The following is a 19,045-nucleotide window of genomic DNA, read 5'->3' on the forward strand; positions in this document are numbered from 1 at the left end:
GCCTGGGTGCCGCTGCGGCGGGCGAAGGTGCACGGCACTCATGGCGAGGTCATCGGCCATCGGGCAGAGCGCGATCACATGGCCCTGCGCCCGTTGCCGCAGACTCCGTATGTGGTCGCCCAACGGCATCTGCGGCACGTCGGCAAGGACTGCCTGGTCGCCTTCGACGCGAACCTCTACTCGGTGCCCGCCCGCAGGGTCCGCCCCCGCCAACTGGTCGAGATCCGCGCCACGAAGTCCCAAGTCACGCTGCACTCCACGGTCCCCGGCCCGGACGGCGAGACCCTGCTGGCTGCTCATCCGAGGGCGGTGGGCCGCGGCGCCCGCATCGTCGACGAGGGCCACTGGGACGGTCTGCCCACCGGCGCCGGCCGCCGCGTCACCACCGGCGACAGCCCGCCGTTCCCCCACCGGGAGCCCTCACCCGGGCCGCAGGCCGGCCCGCTGCAGGCCCTGCTGAACCGGGCCGCCGCTGCCCGCATCGAGGTGGGCCGCCGTCCGCTGTCGGCCTATGACGAGCTGACCGGCACCCGACCCTTCACGTCCAACACACCGACAAAGGAAGCCCGTTGAGCGAGCTGACCGGCACCCGCATCCGCACCACGGCCGTCAAGCTCGGCCTGCCTCACCTGGCCGATGCCCTCAACCAGTACATCCAGCGGGCTGACGAGGCCAACCTCGACTTCCTCGACCTGGTGCTGTCCGAGGAACTCGCCGTCAAGGACGACCGGCGCTTTCGCCAGGGCCTGCGGTTGTCGAAGCTGCCGCACCACAAGACGCTGGACGACTACGACTTCTCCTTCCAGCCCGAGCTCGACCACGCCACCCCATCAACGGTCTGGCCTCCCGGCCGAGCAGCAGAGGCACGGTCTGACCCCGGAAGTCGAATGCTTCAGGCAGCGTGAGTGCTCACCTGCTGGCGGCTACGGCATCGAGTCTCTACGCCCCGACAAGACCCATTAGGCTACGCACGGTGATGATGGTGTCGGGCAGATCGAAGAAGGTGTCGAATGACCGTGGCCCGGCGCTCGCAGCAGCGGGCGAGGCGGTGGAAGGCGTTCCGCCAGGCGTGGGTCCGTTCTCACCGCACTCGGTCACACCGCCCCTACCGGCGCCCTCACCGTGACCACAGCCCAACAACTTGCCGCAATCGCCGGGCACGATCTCGCGCGCTCATGACCCGCACCAAGATCAAGGAGTTGTTTATCGACAGCACTCCTGCCACCTGCGTCACTGGTGTCCCCAAGGAGTAACAGTTCCGGACATGGTCATGCTCGTGTGCGGTCGGTGCGGTATGCGTGTGCGGTATGGAAGCGCACGAGTACGCGATCGCGCCGGCTGACAGTCCCTGGCTCGAGTCGCTCCCCGTCCACCCGCTGCTGACCGCCGAGTTCGACGCCGATCCGGGGGCGGTGTACGACTGGCTGCGGCGCACCTATGGGCCCGTCGCGCCGGTCGGGTTGATGGGCGTGCCCGTGTGGCTGGTACTCGACTACGCCGAGGTACTGCAGGTTTTGCGGAACGAGTGCCAGTGGCGGCGGGACGTCCGGTACTGGCGGGCCCGGGCCGAGGGGCGGCTGCCGCATGGCTGGCCGCTGCTGGCCGGCTACGAGGTGCGCCAGACCATGTTCATGGACGATGAGGAGCATCTGGCCGCGCGTTCCACGCTGCACTCGGCGCTGCGGCCCTTCCAGGAGGAGCGTAGCCCGCAGGGGTGGGAGCTGCGGGCGGCGGTCGCCCGGTACGCCGACGAGCTCGTGGGCGTGCTGGCCGCGGAGTCGGGGACGGCGGGGTTCGCGGACCTGGGCGCGCAGTACACGCGGCCGTTGCTGCTGATGGTGACGACCAGGCTGTTCGGCTGCCCGGTGGAGCTCGGCGAGGAGCTGGTGATGGACCTGTGGCGGATGGTGGACGGCGGTCCGGACGCGGGGCCTGCCACCGGGCGGGCGCTGGCTGCGATGACCCGGCTCGCCGCGCATCGGCGGGCGCGGCCGGGCGACGACCTCACGTCCTACCTGCTGCTGGCCGATGCCGGCCTGAGCGACGAACAGCTCGGTCGGGAGCTGTTCATGAACGCCGTCTGCCTGAACGACATCACCGGGAACATGGTGTTGAACACGCTGCTGGAGGTGTTGCGCGGGAACGCGAGTGTGCGGCGCAGCCTGTCCGCCGGGCAGCTCGGGGAGACCGTCAACCGGGCGGCGCTGGTGAACCCGCCGGTCGCCAACATGTGCTTCCGGTTCGCGGCGCGGGATGTGCGGCTGGGGAACTTCTGGGTGCGGGCCGGGGAGGTCGTCTCCCCGTCGGCGGCGGCCGCGCACCAGGATCTGCTGGCGATCGGCTCCTCTGCGATGGTCGGCTCGACGGTCAGTACGCGGGCCCATCTGGGCTGGGGCGCGGGGGCACACGGCTGTCCCAGCTCCGCACGGGAGCTGGGGGAGATGATCGTGGCCACGGCGGTGGGGCGGGTGTTCGACCACTTCACCAAGGCCGAACTGGCGATTCCGGAGGACCAGTTGCCGTGGCGGTCGGGGCCGGTGGTGCGGGGGCTGAAACTGTTGCCGGTGCGCTACGAGTTGAGCGGGCCGCCGCCGTCCGTCCCGCGTCCGTGGGCAGCGGGGGAGCCTGTCGCCGACGGTCGGGCGAGGGGGGTGTTGTCGGCGTTGCGCAGGTTCATGTTCGGCGGGAAGAAGGACGCCTGAGAGCCCGGGGCGCTTCAGGGCGTGGACAGCGGCGGCAACGACCGGCACAGCTCCGTGCGGTGTCGAGGCTTCCCGACGCGATGGGAATTCTGACTCTCTGCCGGACTCACGGGCCGGTTTCCAGGGAGACCGGCGTCGACCGGCCCCGCCAGCGGGTGGTGGAGTCTCAGCAGAGGGAGGCGGTCCGCAGGTACCGACCGTGTTCGGGTAGGTGGCTCTCAGCCGGTCGGCGGCCTTCTTGCGGCGGTAGGAGGAGCCGCTGTCCAAGATCCAGGACACGCGTTTCGCGCTGGCGTATGGCTCTTGGGCCATGACCTGGGCGAGCAGGGCCAGGGTCGATGCCGATTCTCGGCTCGCAGCGGCCGAAGACCTTCGCGCGGTGCACGTCGTAGGCGGCCAGGTAGGCCAGCGCGCCGCCGCGGCCGTAGGTGTGGTTCACCCGCATCGCCCTGGCCGGGGGCCAGGGCGATGCGGCAGCGGGCCTGGATGGAGGTCTTCTCGTCCGCGCTGATCACGTACCTGAGGTTCCCCTCCTACTGTGGAGACCGTGGCCGGAGGGATAGCTGGGTCATGGCATCCAGGAAGCGCCTCTACGATGCAGAGTTCCGCGAGGGGGCGGTACGGATCGTGACGGGGACCGGGAAGCCGATCCCGGAGGCGGCTGCGGATCTGGGCATTCATTCGGGGACACTGCACAGCTGGGTGTCTCGGGCAGCTCGGAACACGCCAAGAGCGCACGACGTCCGCCGGACGGCCACCCACCGATTTTCACCCGCTCAGGGTGGCCCCGCCAGGGGCTCGGATTACTAACTCACCGGCATTGCAGGTCAACGGGCACCTTTATGCTATCGGGTCGTCAGCTCGCCCAATTCCGCTGAATACCCGGGGTTAAGAATCACTGACTCGAGGGAGCACTGACAGCGCTGGTGGTGAGATCCCGCCCGTTCACCCTCGCGTGGGCCTGGAACTGTGAATTATCAGTGCCAATGACACTCGTGTAACATGTATAGGCGTTCAGAGAAGTGCTCTTATCGTGGCTGACCTGGCATGTCTGTGCCGTCCCGGGGCCACCCTGGGTGCGACGGATAGTGACGTCCGATGTACCGTCAACGTCAGCTTCATTCTTCAACTGGACACGCGCCCACGCCACTTTGCAGCTCGGGCTGTAGCGAATCTCGACCGTAGCGGAGCCGCCAGCAAGAGAGGCGGTCGCGATGCTCGTCGCGCTACTAGCGCAGTTGTTGGTGTATGGGCTCAGGCCGTCCGCTTCAGGGCCTGCGGCCATTGCGACGGCTGGGATGGCCAGAAGTAGCATGGGGGCAAGAACGGCGCTGAGGGCATATTTGCGAACAGGCACAGGCACTTTCAGGTTCCATTCTGGACGTTACGGCGGCGTCAAGAGCTTGCCGCTACGACTCTACTGACCCGGACGATCGCTCCCAGAGGCAAACGTCCTACAGCCTCAGCCCGCTGCACGACGTCGTGCGCGCCTGGCAGGCCCGCCTCGAGGCCGCGCCGGCCGTGCACGAGTTCCTGGCCGGCAGCCGCGACGACTCCGAGGGCGTCGACCTGGCCGACGCCCTCGACGTGCCGCCGGTGAGCGACACACCCTGGTGTCCCCGTACTCGTGTGAGGGCCCTGGCAAGATTTTCGTGAAGCGGGGGTGTGCCACCGTGCGCCGGTGACGCTCCGTCACGGGTGGCGGGACCGTCGGCGAGTGTGATGACTTCCTACAGATGGTGTCTCCGCACCTGAAAGCGGTGCGGGTGGAGCGGTTGTGGGCAGAGGCCAGCACGGTGCATGTGGCGGCTCGTACCCGCGAGTTGAGGGTGGCGTGTCCGGACTGCGGTCACAGGTCGGCGCGGGTACACAGTCGCTATGCCCGTACGCTGGCTGATGTCGCTGTCGGGGGCTGTCCGGTGTTGATCAGCCTGGTGGTGCGGCGGCTGTTCTGTGACAGCGCGGTCTACGGGCGCCGGACATTCGCCGAGCAGATCGATGGGTTGACGGTGCGCTACCAGCGCCACAGCCCGTTGCTGCAGCATCTCGTGGAGATGGCCGGGGTGCTGCTCGCCGGCCGCGGCGGCGCCCGGCTCCTGCACATCTTGAAAGCGCCGCTGTCACGGACAAGTGTGCTGTTGCCGTCCCACTCGGATGCACGGCCCGGATCCGCTCGGCAAGCGCGACGTCGGCCCGCTCACGTGCCGCGCGGCCGGCCCGGTCGGCCCGGTCGGGTGGCCCCGGGGAATCTCACCCCGGGGCTCCCACAGATCCCGGCGTGAACCTCTCGGTTCACCGGGCTCTTGTCGTCCTGGTCACCAGACAGCCGGGACCGTGTTGACGCATATCCAGTGCGCGAAGAACCGAGGCCGTAGTTTCACGGCCCGGTCCCACGCGGCTTGGGCCCTCTTCCGGTTCCGCAGCCGTTTGTACTTGTTGCGCGACCCCCGCATCACATAGGCGTTGATGCGGGTCAGGGGGGATACAGCGCCGACCGGTAGAAGGCGCCGTGGTAGTTCAACCAACCGCGCACGATCGGGTTGATCCGTCGTGCGAGGTCCGCTTCGGAAAGGTCCGTGCGCTGGTGCAGTCGCCAGGACCGCACCCGTGCGCTCATCATCTTCAGGGCTTCCTTGCTGACCGCCGGATTGAAACCGAGGAACATCTGCCCGGTCTTCGTCCGCGCCCCACGCGCCCGGAACGTGAACCCCAGGAACGTGAACGCCGTGTGCTCGTGCGAGCCGCGCCGCTTCCCGTCCCGGGTCTTGTCCGGGTGCAGCTCCAGTCCGGCAACCTGCTCATCTCGGTGGTCGCCACCGTCTACCTGCTCGGTGTCTCCACCCGCCGAGTGGAGAAGCTCGCCGACTCCCTCGGGGTGACGCAGCTGTCGAAATCCCAGGTCAGTGCAATGGCCAAGCACCTGGACGAGCAGGTCACCGCCTTCCGTAACCGTCCCCTGGACGCCGGCCCGTACTCGTTCGTCTGGGTCGACGCGCTCACGCAGAAGGTCCGCGAGGGCGGTCGCATCGTCAACGTCCATGCGCTGATCGCGGTCGGCGTCTCCGCCGACGGCCACCGCGAGATCCTCGGCCTGGACGTCGCCACTGCTGAAGACGGCGCCGGCTGGCTGGCCTTCCTGCGTTCCCTGATCGCCCGCGGCCTGTCCGGCGTCCAGCTCGCCATCTCCGACGCCCACGCCGACCTCGTCGACGCGATCGGCGCCGTGCTGCCCGGCGCCTCGTGGCAGCGCTGCCGCACCCACTGAAGCCGTCAAGAATCAACCTGTTGCTTTCATCGGTCAGATCGTTGCTCTGGTATGAGCTTCGCCTCCGATGTTCTGGATCAGCTTGCGCTGCGGTTTGAGGTCGTATTGCCACATCTGAACGAGCGTCAGCGGCGTCTGGTGCTGGCCCAGGAGGCGCGGCTGCTCGGACACAGTGCGGTACGGGTCGTTGCACGGTTGACCGGGGTGAGCGAGAGCACGGTCCGCAACGGGGTGTTCGAGCTGGAGACCGGTGGAGATCCGCTGCCGGAGGGCTGCGTCCGGCGCCCCTGGGTGGCCGCAAGCCCGCCGAGGAACAAGATCCTTTGCTGGTTCCTGCATTGCTGAAGCTGGTGGAGCCGGACGAGCGGGGTGATCCGATGTCGCCGATGCGCTGGACCACCAGGTCCCTGCGTAACCTCGCAGAAGAGCTGACCCGGCAAGGGCACCCAGTCTCCGCTCCGACCGTCGGCTGGCTCCTGAAAGGTCAGAGCTTCAGCCTGCAGGCCAGCGCCAAGACGCTGGAAGGCAAGCACCCTGACCGGGACGCGCAGTTCCGCTACATCAACGAGCAGGTCAAGGAGCACCAGTTCGGCGGTCAGCCGGTCATCAGCATCGATGCTGAGAAGAAGGAACAGGGGACAGCTGCCGAACCCCGGGCTGCAATGGCGCCCCGCCGGAGATCCGGTGCAGGTGGAGGACCACAGCTTCTACTTCATAGGCCCCGACGTCGACGTGGCGATACTCTTCGGCATCTACGATCTGGCCCAGGACAGTGGCTGGGTGAACGTCGGCACCGATCACGACACCTCGGTGTTCGCGGTCGGGTCGATCCGCCGCTGGTGGCAGGCCCGCGGGCGGATGGACTACCCGGATGCCGACCGCCGCCTGAAGGGTCCTGGAGCACATGGCAAGCCCCTGCTCTCAAACGCCGACCGCCTCCTCGTCACAGTGATCTACCTGAGCCACGTCTGCTCTCAGAAGGTTCTGGTCGACCTGCTCGCCATCAACCCGGTCACGATCGGCCAGGTCATCGGCGAGACCCGCACACTCATAGATGCGCAAAAGATCACGGTCTCGCAGACAGCGCACTACTTCTCCTCCGCTCAGGAACTACGCGCCTGGGGAAACGACGGTGCGACCACCTGCCGAATGGATCTTTCCCAGACCCTGTCCCACCCCGCACTCACCGGTATGCCCGACCGGATCACCGTGCCCTACCAGGATCGAACAACGTCGGCATCGAGCATGCACGGTCAACGGATGCACGCCCCGAGCAGACACCAGCGCGTTCCGGGAGCACGCCCGGCTACACCACTTCATGGGACACGATCGATTCCGAAGTTCAGTCGCTTCAGTCGCTTGGGTAGCTCTGCCGGGATAGGGCAGCTGACCTCGAGCAGCGACCAAACCCAGCTTCGGTCGCTGCTCGGTCAGTACCAGTAAAACAGCAGGTCAAGAGGCTAGTTCTTACGCGACAGCGACTGAAGCGACTCAGGCTCGCCATATATGAGCGCGCTCTTAGAGGTATACGTGTGCGTTATAGACGGCATGCTTCAGTCGCTTCAGTCGCTTTTCAGGCACTCGCAGGGCTGTGAACAGGTCTTTTAGGGTTTCAGAAGGCTCAGCGACTAAAAGCTCCTCGGTCGCTGGGACCGACGTTCGGTCGCTCCGAGCTCCCCGACAGCTGCGCCATCAGTAACTCCGTCCCCTCTGTTTCGCATGTGCTGCGCGACGCCAACGGTCGGGTTCGCTAGTCTGTGTCCGTCGTTGAGTCGCTTCGGTCGCTGAGGGAGGGGATCAAGTGGCCTCTGAGCTGGAACTTTCTCGCAGCGACTCAGTAGATCCCCGCCTGTCGGCGTCTACAGTCGCTGGGTCTCTGGCCATCGCACAGTGGTGCGCTCGGCGGGGCTGGCCCGTGCACCCGCTTGCCCCAGGCCGCAAGACACCGGCCGCGAACTGCCGTCAGTGCCGCGATCAGATTCACACACCAGCGGACTGCCGCTGCCTTAGAGCGGGCCGGTGGTGCCACAGCTTCCACGCTGCCACTCTCAACCAGGACCGCATTCAACAGTGGTGGGGTCACCACCCTGAGTTCGGGACCGGCGTCTCCTGCGGTCCTGCTGGCTTGATCGTCGTTGACATCGACGCTCACGGCGCGGAGCCCCCCGCACGGAACCGGATCCTGCCTGGTATTCCCATCGGAGACCAGGTCGACCTCACCGGGCTCGCTAGCGGTTTTCACAGCCTCGCGGTCCTGGCTGCCCTGCGGGGCTGGCAGAGCCCGGCCGAGGATAGTACAACCCTGCGCGTGCGTACTCCCTCCGGAGGGCTTCACGTGTGGTACCGGTCAACCGGCAACCGCCGCTGGCTGTCCTCCGTCGGCTCCGGCTTCGGTCGCGCTCTGGCCTGGCAAGTCGATATCCGCGCTTACGGGAGCTACATCATCGCTCCCGGCACCGTCACTCGCCACGGCACATACACCCCAATCGGAAAGACCCGCGAACCCGCCGCTCTGCCCCAGTGGCTGGCACAGGAACTCGACCGCACTGGGCACTTGCCCGCTCCCACCATTCCCGCTCCGCGTCCCGTCCCGCCGCGAGCCCAGCAGGCCGTTCTCGCCGCTGGCGGCGGACGCAACAGCACGGAGCACACGCTCGCGGCGGTCCTTGCCCCCGTTGAGGTCTGCGGCCAGGTCGCTGAAGGCGCAGGCTTTTCCGACGCCCTCAACCGCGCTGCTTACACGCTCGGGGGCCTCATCGCGGCCGGCCGCCTTTCTCTCCAAGAGGCCGAGCAGGCATTGAGAGTCGCGGCGACCGCCGCCCGCCCGGGCCAGGAATTGCGGAGTGAGCAGATCATCCGCAGTGGGCTCGCCGCAGGCCAGAAGAAGCCGCTTTACACCAGCGGGAGGCGCCCGTGACGTCCCCCAGTAACGAAGCCCTGTTCGAGTTCGACCCCGAAGCCGTTGCTGCTCAGATCCGCAGCCAGATCGCTGTGGTGCCAGTCCCGGCCCAGGCAGCTGCTGAACGCCTGACCACTGAACGCCCGGGTGGGGAGGCGACTGCCAACGGTCTGCTTCCGGACACCCTGAGCGACCGTGGGAACGCGAAGCTGTTCGTCAAGCTCTATGCCAACGACTACCGTCATGTTCCCAAGATCGGCTGGTACCGATGGGACACCACTCGCTGGCAGATCGACGAGGACGATACCGTCCTGTGGGCGGCAGGTGACCTCGCCGAAAACATCGCAAGCCACGACCCCCGGGGCAAATTCACCACTACCGCCTTGCACAAGCACCGGACCCGTGCCATGTCGACCAGTGGCATGAACGCGATGCTCTCCCAGGCCAAGTCCGCTCCCGGCATGATCCTCAAGCCTGACCGCCTGGACGCTGATCCCTACAAGCTGTGCACCCCGCAGGGCATTGTCGACCTGCGCTCGGGACTACTCACCGCCCCTGACCCGAACAAGGACTTTCACTCCCGCTCCACCACCGTAGGGCCTCAGCAGATGCCGATCACCCGCTGGCTGCGGTTTTTGACTGACACTTTCGGTGACGACGACGAAGGCCTACAGATGATCGACTACCTGCAGCTGCTGCTCGGATACTCGATCACTGGAGACGTCGGCGCCCAAGTCCTGCCCTTCCTCTGGGGAGAAGGCAAGAACGGCAAGAGCGTCCTGCTCGACGTGCTGATGAAGCTGCTGGGCGACTACGCGGACGCGGCTCCGCCCGGTTTTTTGATGGCCAAGCCGTTCGAAGGGCATCCGACTGACCTTGCCGAACTCCACGGGCGGCGCGTCTACGTCTGCTCCGAGATCAAACCTGGCGACAAGTTCGACGAAGCCCGCGTCAAACTGCTGACCGGCGGCGACCGTATCAAAGCCCGACGTATGCGCCAGGACCCCTTCAGCTTCCAACCCACGCATAAACTGTGGCTGTTGGGCAACCACAAGCCAGAAGTCGGAACCGGCGGCTTCGCGTTCTGGCGCCGCATGCGGCTGATCCCATTCGAACGAGTCGTCTCCGACGACCGTAAGATCGACAATCTGGCCGATCTCCTCGTCATGGAGGAAGGTCCCGGCATCCTGGCCTGGCTGATCGACGGCGCCCGCCGCTACCTCGGCGGCGACCGTGACCTAGCCGGCCCGGAACGCGTGCGGATCGCTACGACCGCATATGCCGAAACCGAGGACCATACCGGCCGCTTCTACGACGAGTGCTGTTCTCTCGCCCCCGATTTGCGAGCGGAGCAGACGGCGCTCTACGCCGCCTACAGGGTCTGGTGCCACAATGAGGGTGCGCAGGTCATCTCCTCGCGTGCGTTTGCCGCCCGCACCCGGGAACTTGTCGGGCTGGCCTCGCCCAAGGAGATGAAGGTCTCCAACCAGCGCAAGTACTACCCAGGTATCGGACTGCTCACCGACGAGGAGAGGGACACCGGCGCATGAGTTCCCTGATCGACGCGGACGAGCTCAGCCACGAAACCGAGTTCGTGTGGCTGGAGGATGTCGACGAGCTCGATTACGTCCGCCAGAGCCTGGACCGTCTACCCACCCGCAAGGGCAAGCCGGCCTACCACCGTGACGGCCGCATGGTCGGCTACGCCATTCTCGGCCCCGACGCCAAACCCTCCCGCGCCTCCGGCACCTTCCGCCGCCGCGTCTTCTGGCTCTTGCCGCACGACCGCGACAGCGAACCCGACGGCCTGTACGCCAAGAGTGCACCTGCCGAAGCCATCGACCCCCGCACCCTCGTACCTCGAGTCAAGGGCTACAAGACCGAACGTTCCGAGGGCGGGCCGCCGTCAGCGGCAATGCGGGAGCTCGGGATAGAGCTCCCGCTCTAGGCTCCGTCTGCAAACGCAGGAGGGTTGATCATGGTGGTGTGGTCCGTCGTCATGAACTCATGGCCCAGTCGTGGGAGTCACGGAACTCATAGCGCGGCTCACGACGGGACGACCGCGGGTGGGACGGCTGGGTGGTGAATGGCGTGGCCTGCTTGAACGCCGCAAGTCGTGGAGGACGGTCTTCACCCTCTTTCGCCGCTACGTCCTCGCCCCTGTTTCTCCCTGGCTCTGCGGCCCGTGGAGGCCGGGGCGAAAGCGAGTGGTGACATCGACTGCTTGGTCCAGATCGACGGGACGAAAGTGCGCCCAGGACGGAGGCGTCCATCGACGGTCGTTCGCCAGCCTGCTGAGCTGGCGGGGCGACCGCCGGAGATTGTGCCCTCACTTGTCAGGAGCTCCCCGGGGCCTGGCTCTGTGCCGCGTAGGGGATCTCTGACATGAGTTGTATGGTTTCGCTGGGATGATGGCGGACGAGCCACTCTAGGACTTCGGCTAGATCCTGCATGAGCCCGGTCGTCTGGCCAGCCCCGTCGTCGCGTTTGTCGCACCCATGCAGGTCACATCCTGCGAACTGGTCCAGAACGCCCTGGCAGCCTGTGGTCGACAATGCGTCGATCAGTTCCGCTCTACTGATGGGTTCAACGACAGCTGCGAGCCCGGCAAGATCCTGCCCCAGGCGACTAGAAAGGCTCGGCTGAGCCGATTCAACAGAGGTCACCCCTCTCCCGGAGCTGAACGGATTCCTGCCAGGCTCCGCTTCTCCCTGTTCATCTGACAGTTCCGGCGCGGACAGCCTCACGACGCACCGGGACGGCGGAAGCGCGTCCTGGCAATTGGTTCGGAGAACCGCCCACATCGCCAGATCGTCGAGCCAGTGAGCCGCGGTGGAGGTGCCAGGAGAGAAGTCGACGATTTTCTGTAGACGCCCCGAAGTGGGATCGGTCGTATCTCCGAGAAGATCAGCCACGGTGATAGTGACTGCGCCTTCGACCGTTTGACGGACATGGGCCCCACTGATCGGATCTGTGTTGCTGGCCGGGCGATACCAGTTGCTTCCATCCCACCAATAGCCGTCATGGCGGAACAAGAGCGCGCTGCCCCATCCTTCACTGCGTGCTGATTCGGCATCCTTTTCATGATGCAATAGCACAGATCGGCCGTGCTCGGGATGATAACGCACGCACCAGGCGAGGTCGCGTCGGATCGGATCGGTCGTGTACGTCACCCACCCTTGAGTGTTCCGCTCCGCATCCCAAACTCCATCGATGTCTAGTCCCATGGTCTGGACATCCATCAGCTCATCGAGGGGAATATGTGAGTCGTCGACGAAAGGGAGGTCCGGGACCGGGTGGTCGGTCCTGATCCCATTTGCGAGCGGACAATATGCACGCATGAGAAGAAGCCAATCAAGCACGTGGATAAAAACGAATCGGCCCCATGATGCTGCGGAGTCATCCAGAATAAGGCGCGGTAGGATACTTGGCATAAGAAGCCGCTAAATGGTAGGAATCAAGTCCGCGAAGACTCAACAACACAGTCGACCCTCGGGAAATATCCATTCATGGATATGCAACTCTGATACCGGACAATCATGTACTGCATAGTGGCTGCGTGTAGGAGCTAGGGGTAAGTGTCATGCAGTTGCAGATCGGTTATTTCACCGCGGTGTCCGATGGTCCGACAGCGGGCAACCCTTCCTTCAGGTGGAGAGGCTGATCCAAGAGCATGTCAGGGGCGAAGAGCGAGCCGGGTGGCATTGGAGAGCCCTGTCGAGGGGGGGATAAAGCTGAGCACCCATATGTCCGGAAAACCATGGGGGAGGGTCCTCCGGGACATATGGGCTCAATCGGTTGCCAAGCGGGACCTGGCAACATGCCGCCACCAAGCAGGCGATGGCGACCCTGCAGAGCCGCACGGTGTCCTACAGGTATCCCCATGATTGCCGCACGGATCGTCGGTCGCCAGGGTCATTTGACCTGTCCTGAGGTCCGACACGCTGAAATCAGGCTTGCCGCTCGTCTTACGGCAAGTCTTCTCCTGGCACAGGCGTCAATGGGCGTGAACCCTTTCTGTTGCAGTTCTCGCCAGAAGTCCACCGGTATGGCTGCCGAGCATTCGCGCACACAATCGTTTACGTGGTCATATGAACGTCCGTCGATAAGAATGCCGGCGACGGACGGGTGGGCCGAACAGGTGGCCAGCGCGGCTGCCGACAGTGTGGTGCCATGCCGCTCCGCTATGGCTCGCAGAGCCGAGAGGCGTCGCAGCTGTGCCGGTGGAGCGTGAGCCGTGGTCTTCTGCGTTGTCGGTTCAGCCAGCAGGTCGTGGCTGAAGGTACCGCCGATCACTACCGACACCCCTTGTTCTTGAGCAGCAGCCACCACGTTGTACAGCGGGCGCTCGTCGAGCAAAGGATGGACGTCGGTACACAGTACGACGTCGATGTCGGTGTCACCGATGAAACGAATGAGGGTCTCGGGCTGGTTCATACAAGCACCGATCGCCGTGACGAGACCCTCCTCCCGCATTTGTTCAAGCGCCGGATAGCCCTCGTTGAGGGCTCGTTCGGCATGTTCGTCGGGAACATCCAGATAGACGACGTCCACCCAGGTCAGGCCGAGCCTTGTAAGACTGCTCTCCAAGCTGCGCCGTATCGCCTCGGCGCTGAAGTCCCAGCTGTGGCGAGGCCCGACGGGTGGCGCGAAGGGATCGTCCCGTGAGCCGACAGGCTCAACCTGGCCTCCGACCTTTGTGGAGACGGTATAAGCGGCGCGTCGATGACCGCGTAGCGCAGCACCGAGGCGCCGTTCGGAGAGACCGTAACCGTAGTGCGGTGCGGTATCAAAATATCGGATTCCCTGCCACCAAGCGTTCTCGATGGCGGCATACGCTTCCAAATCAGTGACTTGGCCGTATACGTTACCGATGCGGGTACCACCGAAGGCTAAACTGGTGATCTCGACGCCACTTCGCCCGAAGTTATTTGCCTTGAGCCTGCTCAAGTAGAGCCCTTGCGCAGCGAAGTCACTCGGTGCACTGTCGTTCATTGCGGTGAATCGTTCTGGCTGACCGGCCGCAGGCGCAGTCCCTGCATCCCTCCGTCGACTGCGAGGGCGGTACCGGTTGTCGCACCGGACAAGGGGCTTGCCAGGTAGGCAATGGCGCCCGCGACTTCGTCGGCGGACACTAGACGTCCCATGGGCTGGCGAGCTTCCAGGGCAGCGCGCTCTGCGGCAGGGTCGGCGGCGGCGTCGAGCAGACGCCCTACCCAGGGGGTGTCTGCCGTCCCCGGATTGACGCAGTTGACCCGGATTCCCTCACGAACGTAGTCGGCGGCCATCGCAAGCGTGAGAGAGTTCACCGCGCCCTTCGATGCGGAATACAGGGCCCGCTGTGGCAGGCCCGCAGTGGCTGCGATGGAGCAGGTGTTCACGATGGCCGCGTAGTTCGACTGGCGCAGATAGGGCAGAGCCGCGCGGGTAGCGCGCACCACGCCGAGGACATTGACGTCCAGGACCCGATGCCACTCCGCGTCGTCATTGTCCTCGACCGTGCCCTGGGCACCGATGCCGGCGTTGTTGATCAGGATGTCCAGGCCACCGAGCTCGGCAGCGGCCGTGGCGATGGCCTCACGCAAGGAAGTGTCGTCGGTGACATCGGCGCGGAAGCCGAGCAGTGGCTTGTCGACCGACGAACAGTCGAGATCCACAACCGCGACCTGAGCGCCGAGGGTCGTCAGATGTTGGGCGGTCGCCCGGCCGATTCCGGATGCACCACCAGTCACCAGTGCTCTGAGGCTGGCGAAATCCTGGGCACCTCTAACCGGCTCAGGAAAGTCAGTCATGCCGTTTCCTCTCTCATGGCAACGACGCATTTCGAAGGGCGAGTGGTCGGCTGCCAGCCGTCAAGTATGGCCGAAATGCCGAGTGTGTGACTGGTTTCGCCGACAGGATGGATTCTTCGAAACGGAAGATGCCGTTTACATATTTCTCTGACCGGAGTTTGCCGGGCCATGCTCAATCAGGGTAGGGGCAAATGTCATTCAATTGTCACAGTCCGGTACGCCCGGGTGGCTGTCGTCCAACTGCTATCCCAAGTGAGTGGGCGAGAGCCTGGAGTTCGGCTACCCGCTGCTGCGGCTCGTGGTCCTGGTTGAGTGCGGCACCCGTGCCGTGCTGGCCGCCGCCTTCGGCCCGGAGAGTGACGGCGAACTCACCTACGCGGGACGCCTGCTGAGTGCGCTGGATCGCACGATGCTCCTGCTGGCCGATGCCGGCTTCGACGGAGCCGAGTTCGCCGGGGACGTCCACGCCACCGGCGCGCAGTTCCTGGTGCGCTCCTCCGCCCGCCGGATCCCCACCCCCTTTCGGCACCTGGACGACGGCTCCTACCTGGCCCGGATCGGTTACGGCGTCCTGCCTGTCCTGCTGATCGTCCGCGTCATCGAGGCGTCCATCACCGTCACCTGACCGACGGCACTGTCCGCACCGAGCAGTGGCGTCTGTTCACCAGCCTCCTCGACCCGACCGCCCACCCAGCTGCCAGGCTCGTGGAGCTCTATCACGAGCGGTGGCAGTCGGAGACGACGTACTTTTCGATCAAGGCAACGATGCTGGACGGCCGTGTCCTGCGCTCCCGCAGCCTGACCGGCCTCGACCAGGAGGTCTACGCCCTGCTCACCACCTACCAGGCCCTGATCCGCGCCGCCGCCGACACCGCCTGCACCCGGCCGGGGATGGACATGGACCGCATCAGCTTCACCGTCCTGCAGACCACCGCCGCCGACACCGCCTGCACCCGGCCGGGGATGGACATGGACCGCATCAGCTTCACCGTCCTGCAGACCACCGCCGCCGACACCGTCGCCACCGCGACCGGAATTCTGCCCTCGGCGGGACCCGCCGACCTCGTCGGCACCATCGGCCAGGCCGTCCTCGACGCCCTGCACCCCGCCTGCCACCGTCAACGCGTCAAGGCCCGCCCCCGCAAGAACCCCACCAGCAAGTACGGACCCAACGCCGGACAACACACCACGACCAGCCAGAACTACACCGGCCACGCCACCGTCACGTACTTCGAACACGGACTTGCGAACCGCTCACGGAAGTAAACGCAACGGTGTTGATCCCAATCCCCTTGACACCAGCGGAAATCCGCTCAGAGCCTGCCGGGAAACAAGCCGTCGCTTCCGGCTCCGAGGCTCGTTGCCATGGTATGGGGAGTTTGGAGGGGATCGAGGCGGCCCTGGCCGCGAAGTTCGCGACGCTGTTCCCGCATCTCGACGAGCGGCAGCGGCGGCTGGCTATAGGAGCAGAAGCACGGTCGCTGGGCCATGGAGGCATCAGGCTCGTCGCTCGTGCGGCTGGAGTCCGGGAGGGCACCGTGTCGTGCGGGGTGTCGGAACTGGAGTCCGGCGAGGCGCCGTTGGGGCGGGTGCGCCGGCCCGGTGGGGGCCGCAAGCGTGCGGTGGACCTGGATCCGGGCCTTCGGCCCGCGTTGCTGGCCTTGGTGGAACCGGATGTACGCGGGGACCCGATGTCGCCGCTGCGCTGGACGACGAAATCGACCCGGCAACTGGCTGGCTACTTGGCAAGGTCACCTTCACAACGGAGCTTCGTTGCGTCCGGTCGCGCGCCCTCCCGGCATCGTCACACCGTCGTGACCTGCACACTCATGAGATCACCGCGACTTTACAGTCGCCCTGATCCCGGACCTTGCGTCAGCCCTGCCGTCACCCCGAAGCGAAAGCCTCAGAATCCCCCTGGATGCGGGTGTGGGACATTCGCCCCTAGCCAGGGCGTCATCCGAAATGAAACCCTCGGCTAGACCTTAGCGAGGAGACCGAAAAGTCTCCAGGTTTCCGAGGAGTATCGTGAGGCGTCATCTCATCCGCAAGAGCGCATGGGCGGCGGCCACTGCAGCCGCCCTGGCTGGTTTTGCAGCAGCCCCAGCACACGCCGATAATTCATCGATCCAAATAAGGATTTGCAACACACGTCTTGATCCGATTGGCCCGCTCGCTATCACTGGGACAAATCAGAGCGGCCAACAGGTTAGGTGGCACACAAATGCAGACATCCCCGGACGTTCTTGTAGCGTGGCCAGCGATTGGTGGTGGCAAAAAGGGCAAAGGGTGGTTATTTTCCTTGGTGATGTCGCCTGGGTAGGCTGCGACCTTCCGGCCGATTCGGACAAGGACACGGCTGACTGTGCAGTCCCGTCGTGACGTCAGGGCGCGCAGCAATGCCACGTAGATAAGCAGTTCAGTGTGCTGTTTCCACATATGCCCAGCGACACGCCCGGGCTGGCTGTGGATATCCAACACGTATAGCCGCTGGCCTATCCCTATGCCACGGCCCGGGCGTTGTCCGGTTGTGTCCGGCTCCGTGGTAGTTGATCAGATGCCATATACGGCGAAGGCGTCGTTGTGGTTGAGGAGATCGCGGCGGGCGTGGGCGATGTTGGCTCGTCCGGCCAGGCAGAACGACCTGGGAGTTGTCCTCATGGAAGGTGACGTCCCGCACCCAATGGATCTTGTTTTCTGTGAACCAGTGGCAGGGCGACTGTAAAGTCGCGGTGATCACATGAGTGTGCAGGTCACGACGGTGTGACGATGCCGGGAGGGCGCGCGCCCGGACGCAACGAAGCTCCGTTGTGAAGGTGACCTTGCCAAGTAGCCTGCCCACAACGGAGCTTCGATGTGCCGTCAGTCTGCCACCGTCTGTATGGTCAAGTCGCCCACCCGTCAGCACCGCGTGACGGATGAGCTGGCCGAGCGGCTGGCCACGCTGGCCGATCCACGGTGCCGACGCGGAAAGCGGCACCCCTTCGTGGCAGTACTGCTGATCGCCTGCGCCGCCGTGGTCAGCGGGGCGAGGAGCTTCGTGGCGATCGACGAGTGGGCCACCGACCCCCCGCAGGACGTCCTGGCCCAACTCGGCGCCCGCACCGCGACAGCCCTGGACGTGCGCATCCCGCCCAGCGGCGCGACGATCCGGCGGATCATCAAGGACACCTGTCCCGGCGGCCTGGCCGATCTCCTGGGCCACGACCCGGCCGGTGCCGACACTCTCGCCGTCGACGGCAAGAGCGCCCCCGGCTCGCGCCTGGGCACCACCCCTGCCGCGCACCTGCTGGCCGCGATGACCGGCACCGGGATGACCGTCACCCAGCTCACGGTCCCCGAGAAGACGAACGAGGTCACGTGCTTCGCCGCTCTGTTGGCCCCCTATGACCTGCAAGGAGTCACGGTGACCGGCGACGCACTGCACACTCAGCGCGACCACGCCCGCTTCCTCGTCGAGGTGAAGAAGGCGCACTACGCCTTCACGGTGAAACGGAACCAGAAGAATCTCTACGAACAGATGCGGACCCTGCCCTGAGGCGAGGCGACGGCGAAGTTCTACGACCGCACCCAGGGGCACGGCCGCAAGGAGACCCGGGTCGTGCAAGTGCTGACCGTCACCGACCTCGGCGTCGACTTCCCGCACGCTGCCCAGGTCGCCAAGGTCGTACGCCACCGCACCGACACCAGGTCCGGCAAGCAGAGCCGCGAGACCGTCTACGTCATCACCGACCTGACCAGCCGCCAGACATCCCCGAAAGCATCGCAACGATCTTGAGGGCGCACTGGGTGATCGAAAACAGGCTTCACTTTGTCCGGGACACCGCCTTCCGTGAGGACGCCTCCAAGATCCGCACCGGGCACGGCCCGGAGAACATGGCCACCCTGCGCAGCTTCGCCATCAACCATCTCCGCACCGCCGGCCACACCAACATCGCCGCCGGACTCCGCGGGACAGCCCTCCGCCCCTACGAGCGAGCCACGAACTACAGCGAGCACGCCGATCTACGACTGAAGGGACTGACCTGCACCAACGCACGATCAACGAACTTTGCAATCGCCCTGTCCGACACCCCCGAATCTTACGACCCAACACCCCACGAAAGCCGCAGAGTTATTGATCGGCAGGCCCCTGCGGCCTTTGCCTGGCGACGCTGCGCTGTGATGTACCGCTCGGCCTCACGACGGTCACGTCGCGGCGTTCCGCACAACTCCATGATTTGCCGTTCCACATCTCCGGAACCCACCGCTCCTGCGGCTGCGGGCGGTCCTCGCGGATGCCGTAGCGGGACTGCACTCGCACGTCCTTCGCGGCAACCGATGGACCGAAGTCGTCCAACGGGGTCGGCGCGGACGCCGACCCCGGCGGCGGGTCTCGCACAGCAGG

At 65.5% G+C, this 19,045-nt stretch carries 16 protein-coding genes and 5 pseudogenes; 16 read left to right on the forward strand and 5 right to left on the reverse strand.

From position 1 onward, the window contains the following. From ABZZ74_RS48655 to ABZZ74_RS48670, 4 genes and pseudogenes are all read left to right on the forward strand, one after another. Window positions 1–573 (forward strand): annotated as a pseudogene (locus ABZZ74_RS48655) (IS21 family transposase); the annotation flags it as partial. Continuing rightward, window positions 570–818: pseudogene (locus tag ABZZ74_RS48660) on the forward strand (ATP-binding protein); the annotation flags it as partial. The pseudogenes ABZZ74_RS48655 and ABZZ74_RS48660, both read left to right, overlap by 4 nt. A gap of 489 nt (window positions 819–1,307) precedes the next feature. Then, the gene (locus ABZZ74_RS48665) at window positions 1,308–2,702 is read left to right on the forward strand and encodes a cytochrome (RefSeq protein ID WP_356950561.1); all 1,395 of its coding nucleotides are present in this window, start codon (window positions 1,308–1,310) and stop codon (window positions 2,700–2,702) included. 570 nt (window positions 2,703–3,272) lie between these two features. Then, complete coding sequence (locus ABZZ74_RS48670) at window positions 3,273–3,512, forward strand: transposase (RefSeq protein WP_356950562.1); 240 nt, start codon at window positions 3,273–3,275, stop codon at window positions 3,510–3,512. Between the two features lie 85 nt (window positions 3,513–3,597). On the opposite strand, the gene ABZZ74_RS48675 is transcribed toward ABZZ74_RS48670, so the two are convergent. Further along, complete coding sequence (locus ABZZ74_RS48675; protein ID WP_356950563.1) at window positions 3,598–4,017, reverse strand: DUF2690 domain-containing protein; 420 nt, start codon at window positions 4,015–4,017, stop codon at window positions 3,598–3,600. A 167-nt stretch (window positions 4,018–4,184) separates the two neighbouring features. On the opposite strand from ABZZ74_RS48675, the gene ABZZ74_RS48680 reads away from it, so the two are divergent. Continuing rightward, window positions 4,185–4,358, forward strand: coding sequence for a hypothetical protein (locus tag ABZZ74_RS48680; RefSeq protein ID WP_356950564.1), 174 nt, complete (start codon window positions 4,185–4,187; stop codon window positions 4,356–4,358). Window positions 4,359–4,438: 80 nt separating this feature from the next. Further along, window positions 4,439–4,984, forward strand: a complete 546-nt coding sequence (locus ABZZ74_RS48685; protein ID WP_356950565.1) for a transposase family protein — start codon at window positions 4,439–4,441, stop codon at window positions 4,982–4,984. A 191-nt stretch (window positions 4,985–5,175) separates the two neighbouring features. Here ABZZ74_RS48685 and ABZZ74_RS48690 read toward each other — a convergent pair whose 3' ends face one another. Further along, complete coding sequence (locus ABZZ74_RS48690) at window positions 5,176–5,367, reverse strand: group II intron maturase-specific domain-containing protein (RefSeq protein ID WP_356950566.1); 192 nt, start codon at window positions 5,365–5,367, stop codon at window positions 5,176–5,178. Window positions 5,368–5,466: 99 nt separating this feature from the next. Between ABZZ74_RS48690 and ABZZ74_RS48695 the strand changes: the two are divergent. The 5 genes and pseudogenes from ABZZ74_RS48695 to ABZZ74_RS48715 all read left to right on the forward strand — a co-directional run. Continuing rightward, window positions 5,467–5,964 (forward strand): annotated as a pseudogene (locus tag ABZZ74_RS48695) (transposase); the annotation flags it as partial. Window positions 5,965–6,018: 54 nt separating this feature from the next. Continuing rightward, window positions 6,019–6,855, forward strand: a pseudogene (locus ABZZ74_RS48700) (ISAzo13 family transposase); the annotation flags it as partial. Between the two features lie 994 nt (window positions 6,856–7,849). Beyond that, on the forward strand, window positions 7,850–8,884 hold the full coding sequence (locus ABZZ74_RS48705) for a bifunctional DNA primase/polymerase (RefSeq protein ID WP_356950575.1): 1,035 nt from the start codon (window positions 7,850–7,852) through the stop codon (window positions 8,882–8,884). Further along, window positions 8,881–10,416, forward strand: coding sequence for a phage/plasmid primase, P4 family (locus ABZZ74_RS48710; protein ID WP_356950567.1), 1,536 nt, complete (start codon window positions 8,881–8,883; stop codon window positions 10,414–10,416). The genes ABZZ74_RS48705 and ABZZ74_RS48710 overlap by 4 nt, the downstream gene beginning before the upstream one ends. Next, the gene (locus tag ABZZ74_RS48715; RefSeq protein WP_356950568.1) at window positions 10,413–10,814 is read left to right on the forward strand and encodes a DUF6009 family protein; all 402 of its coding nucleotides are present in this window, start codon (window positions 10,413–10,415) and stop codon (window positions 10,812–10,814) included. The genes ABZZ74_RS48710 and ABZZ74_RS48715 overlap by 4 nt, the downstream gene beginning before the upstream one ends. Window positions 10,815–11,202: 388 nt before the next feature. Here the strand turns inward: ABZZ74_RS48715 and ABZZ74_RS48720 are convergent, their stop codons facing one another. The 3 genes from ABZZ74_RS48720 to ABZZ74_RS48730 form a co-directional block, all read right to left on the reverse strand. After that, window positions 11,203–12,108 carry a hypothetical protein gene (locus tag ABZZ74_RS48720; RefSeq protein ID WP_356950569.1) on the reverse strand — a complete coding sequence of 302 codons (906 nt, stop codon included), beginning with the start codon at window positions 12,106–12,108 and terminating at the stop codon, window positions 11,203–11,205. Between the two features lie 673 nt (window positions 12,109–12,781). Further along, the gene (locus ABZZ74_RS48725) at window positions 12,782–13,861 is read right to left on the reverse strand and encodes an aldo/keto reductase (RefSeq protein WP_356950570.1); all 1,080 of its coding nucleotides are present in this window, start codon (window positions 13,859–13,861) and stop codon (window positions 12,782–12,784) included. Continuing rightward, window positions 13,858–14,658 (reverse strand): SDR family oxidoreductase, encoded by an 801-nt coding sequence (locus ABZZ74_RS48730; protein ID WP_356950571.1) that lies wholly within the window; start codon window positions 14,656–14,658, stop codon window positions 13,858–13,860. Before ABZZ74_RS48730 ends, ABZZ74_RS48725 begins: the two co-directional genes overlap by 4 nt. A 256-nt stretch (window positions 14,659–14,914) precedes the next feature. Here ABZZ74_RS48730 and ABZZ74_RS48735 point away from each other — a divergent pair, with 256 nt between their 5' ends. The 5 genes and pseudogenes from ABZZ74_RS48735 to ABZZ74_RS48755 all read left to right on the forward strand — a co-directional run bounded on the left by ABZZ74_RS48735 (window position 14,915) and on the right by ABZZ74_RS48755 (window position 18,436). Further along, window positions 14,915–15,283 carry a transposase gene (locus ABZZ74_RS48735; RefSeq protein ID WP_356950572.1) on the forward strand — a complete coding sequence of 123 codons (369 nt, stop codon included), beginning with the start codon at window positions 14,915–14,917 and terminating at the stop codon, window positions 15,281–15,283. Between the two features lie 32 nt (window positions 15,284–15,315). Continuing rightward, window positions 15,316–15,924, forward strand: a complete 609-nt coding sequence (locus ABZZ74_RS48740; RefSeq protein WP_356950576.1) for a hypothetical protein — start codon at window positions 15,316–15,318, stop codon at window positions 15,922–15,924. 104 nt (window positions 15,925–16,028) lie between these two features. Continuing rightward, window positions 16,029–16,403 (forward strand): annotated as a pseudogene (locus tag ABZZ74_RS48745) (ISAzo13 family transposase); the annotation flags it as partial. A 1,109-nt stretch (window positions 16,404–17,512) separates the two neighbouring features. After that, window positions 17,513–18,196: an ISAs1 family transposase gene (locus ABZZ74_RS48750; protein ID WP_356950573.1), complete on the forward strand. Its 684-nt coding sequence runs from the start codon at window positions 17,513–17,515 to the stop codon at window positions 18,194–18,196. A 63-nt stretch (window positions 18,197–18,259) separates the two neighbouring features. Continuing rightward, window positions 18,260–18,436, forward strand: coding sequence for a hypothetical protein (locus ABZZ74_RS48755; RefSeq protein ID WP_356950574.1), 177 nt, complete (start codon window positions 18,260–18,262; stop codon window positions 18,434–18,436). The last annotated feature ends 609 nt before the right edge of the window (window positions 18,437–19,045 follow it).

Origin of the sequence: Streptomyces sp. NPDC006476 (assembly GCF_040612015.1) — a bacterium.
GTDB lineage: Bacteria > Actinomycetota > Actinomycetes > Streptomycetales > Streptomycetaceae > Streptomyces > Streptomyces griseorubiginosus_B.

Coding starts and splice junctions, on each gene's coding strand:
- ABZZ74_RS48685 (WP_356950565.1), top strand. CDS start 4,439: ATGGTGTCTCCGCACCTGAAAGCGGTGCGGGTGGAGCGGTTGTGGGCA.
- ABZZ74_RS48690 (WP_356950566.1), bottom strand. CDS start 5,367: ATGTTCCTCGGTTTCAATCCGGCGGTCAGCAAGGAAGCCCTGAAGATG.
- ABZZ74_RS48730 (WP_356950571.1), bottom strand. CDS start 14,658: ATGACTGACTTTCCTGAGCCGGTTAGAGGTGCCCAGGATTTCGCCAGC.
- ABZZ74_RS48725 (WP_356950570.1), bottom strand. CDS start 13,861: ATGAACGACAGTGCACCGAGTGACTTCGCTGCGCAAGGGCTCTACTTG.
- ABZZ74_RS48715 (WP_356950568.1), top strand. CDS start 10,413: ATGAGTTCCCTGATCGACGCGGACGAGCTCAGCCACGAAACCGAGTTC.
- ABZZ74_RS48670 (WP_356950562.1), top strand. CDS start 3,273: ATGGCATCCAGGAAGCGCCTCTACGATGCAGAGTTCCGCGAGGGGGCG.
- ABZZ74_RS48675 (WP_356950563.1), bottom strand. CDS start 4,017: ATGCTACTTCTGGCCATCCCAGCCGTCGCAATGGCCGCAGGCCCTGAA.
- ABZZ74_RS48665 (WP_356950561.1), top strand. CDS start 1,308: ATGGAAGCGCACGAGTACGCGATCGCGCCGGCTGACAGTCCCTGGCTC.
- ABZZ74_RS48720 (WP_356950569.1), bottom strand. CDS start 12,108: ATGGATGTCCAGACCATGGGACTAGACATCGATGGAGTTTGGGATGCG.
- ABZZ74_RS48750 (WP_356950573.1), top strand. CDS start 17,513: ATGTGCCGTCAGTCTGCCACCGTCTGTATGGTCAAGTCGCCCACCCGT.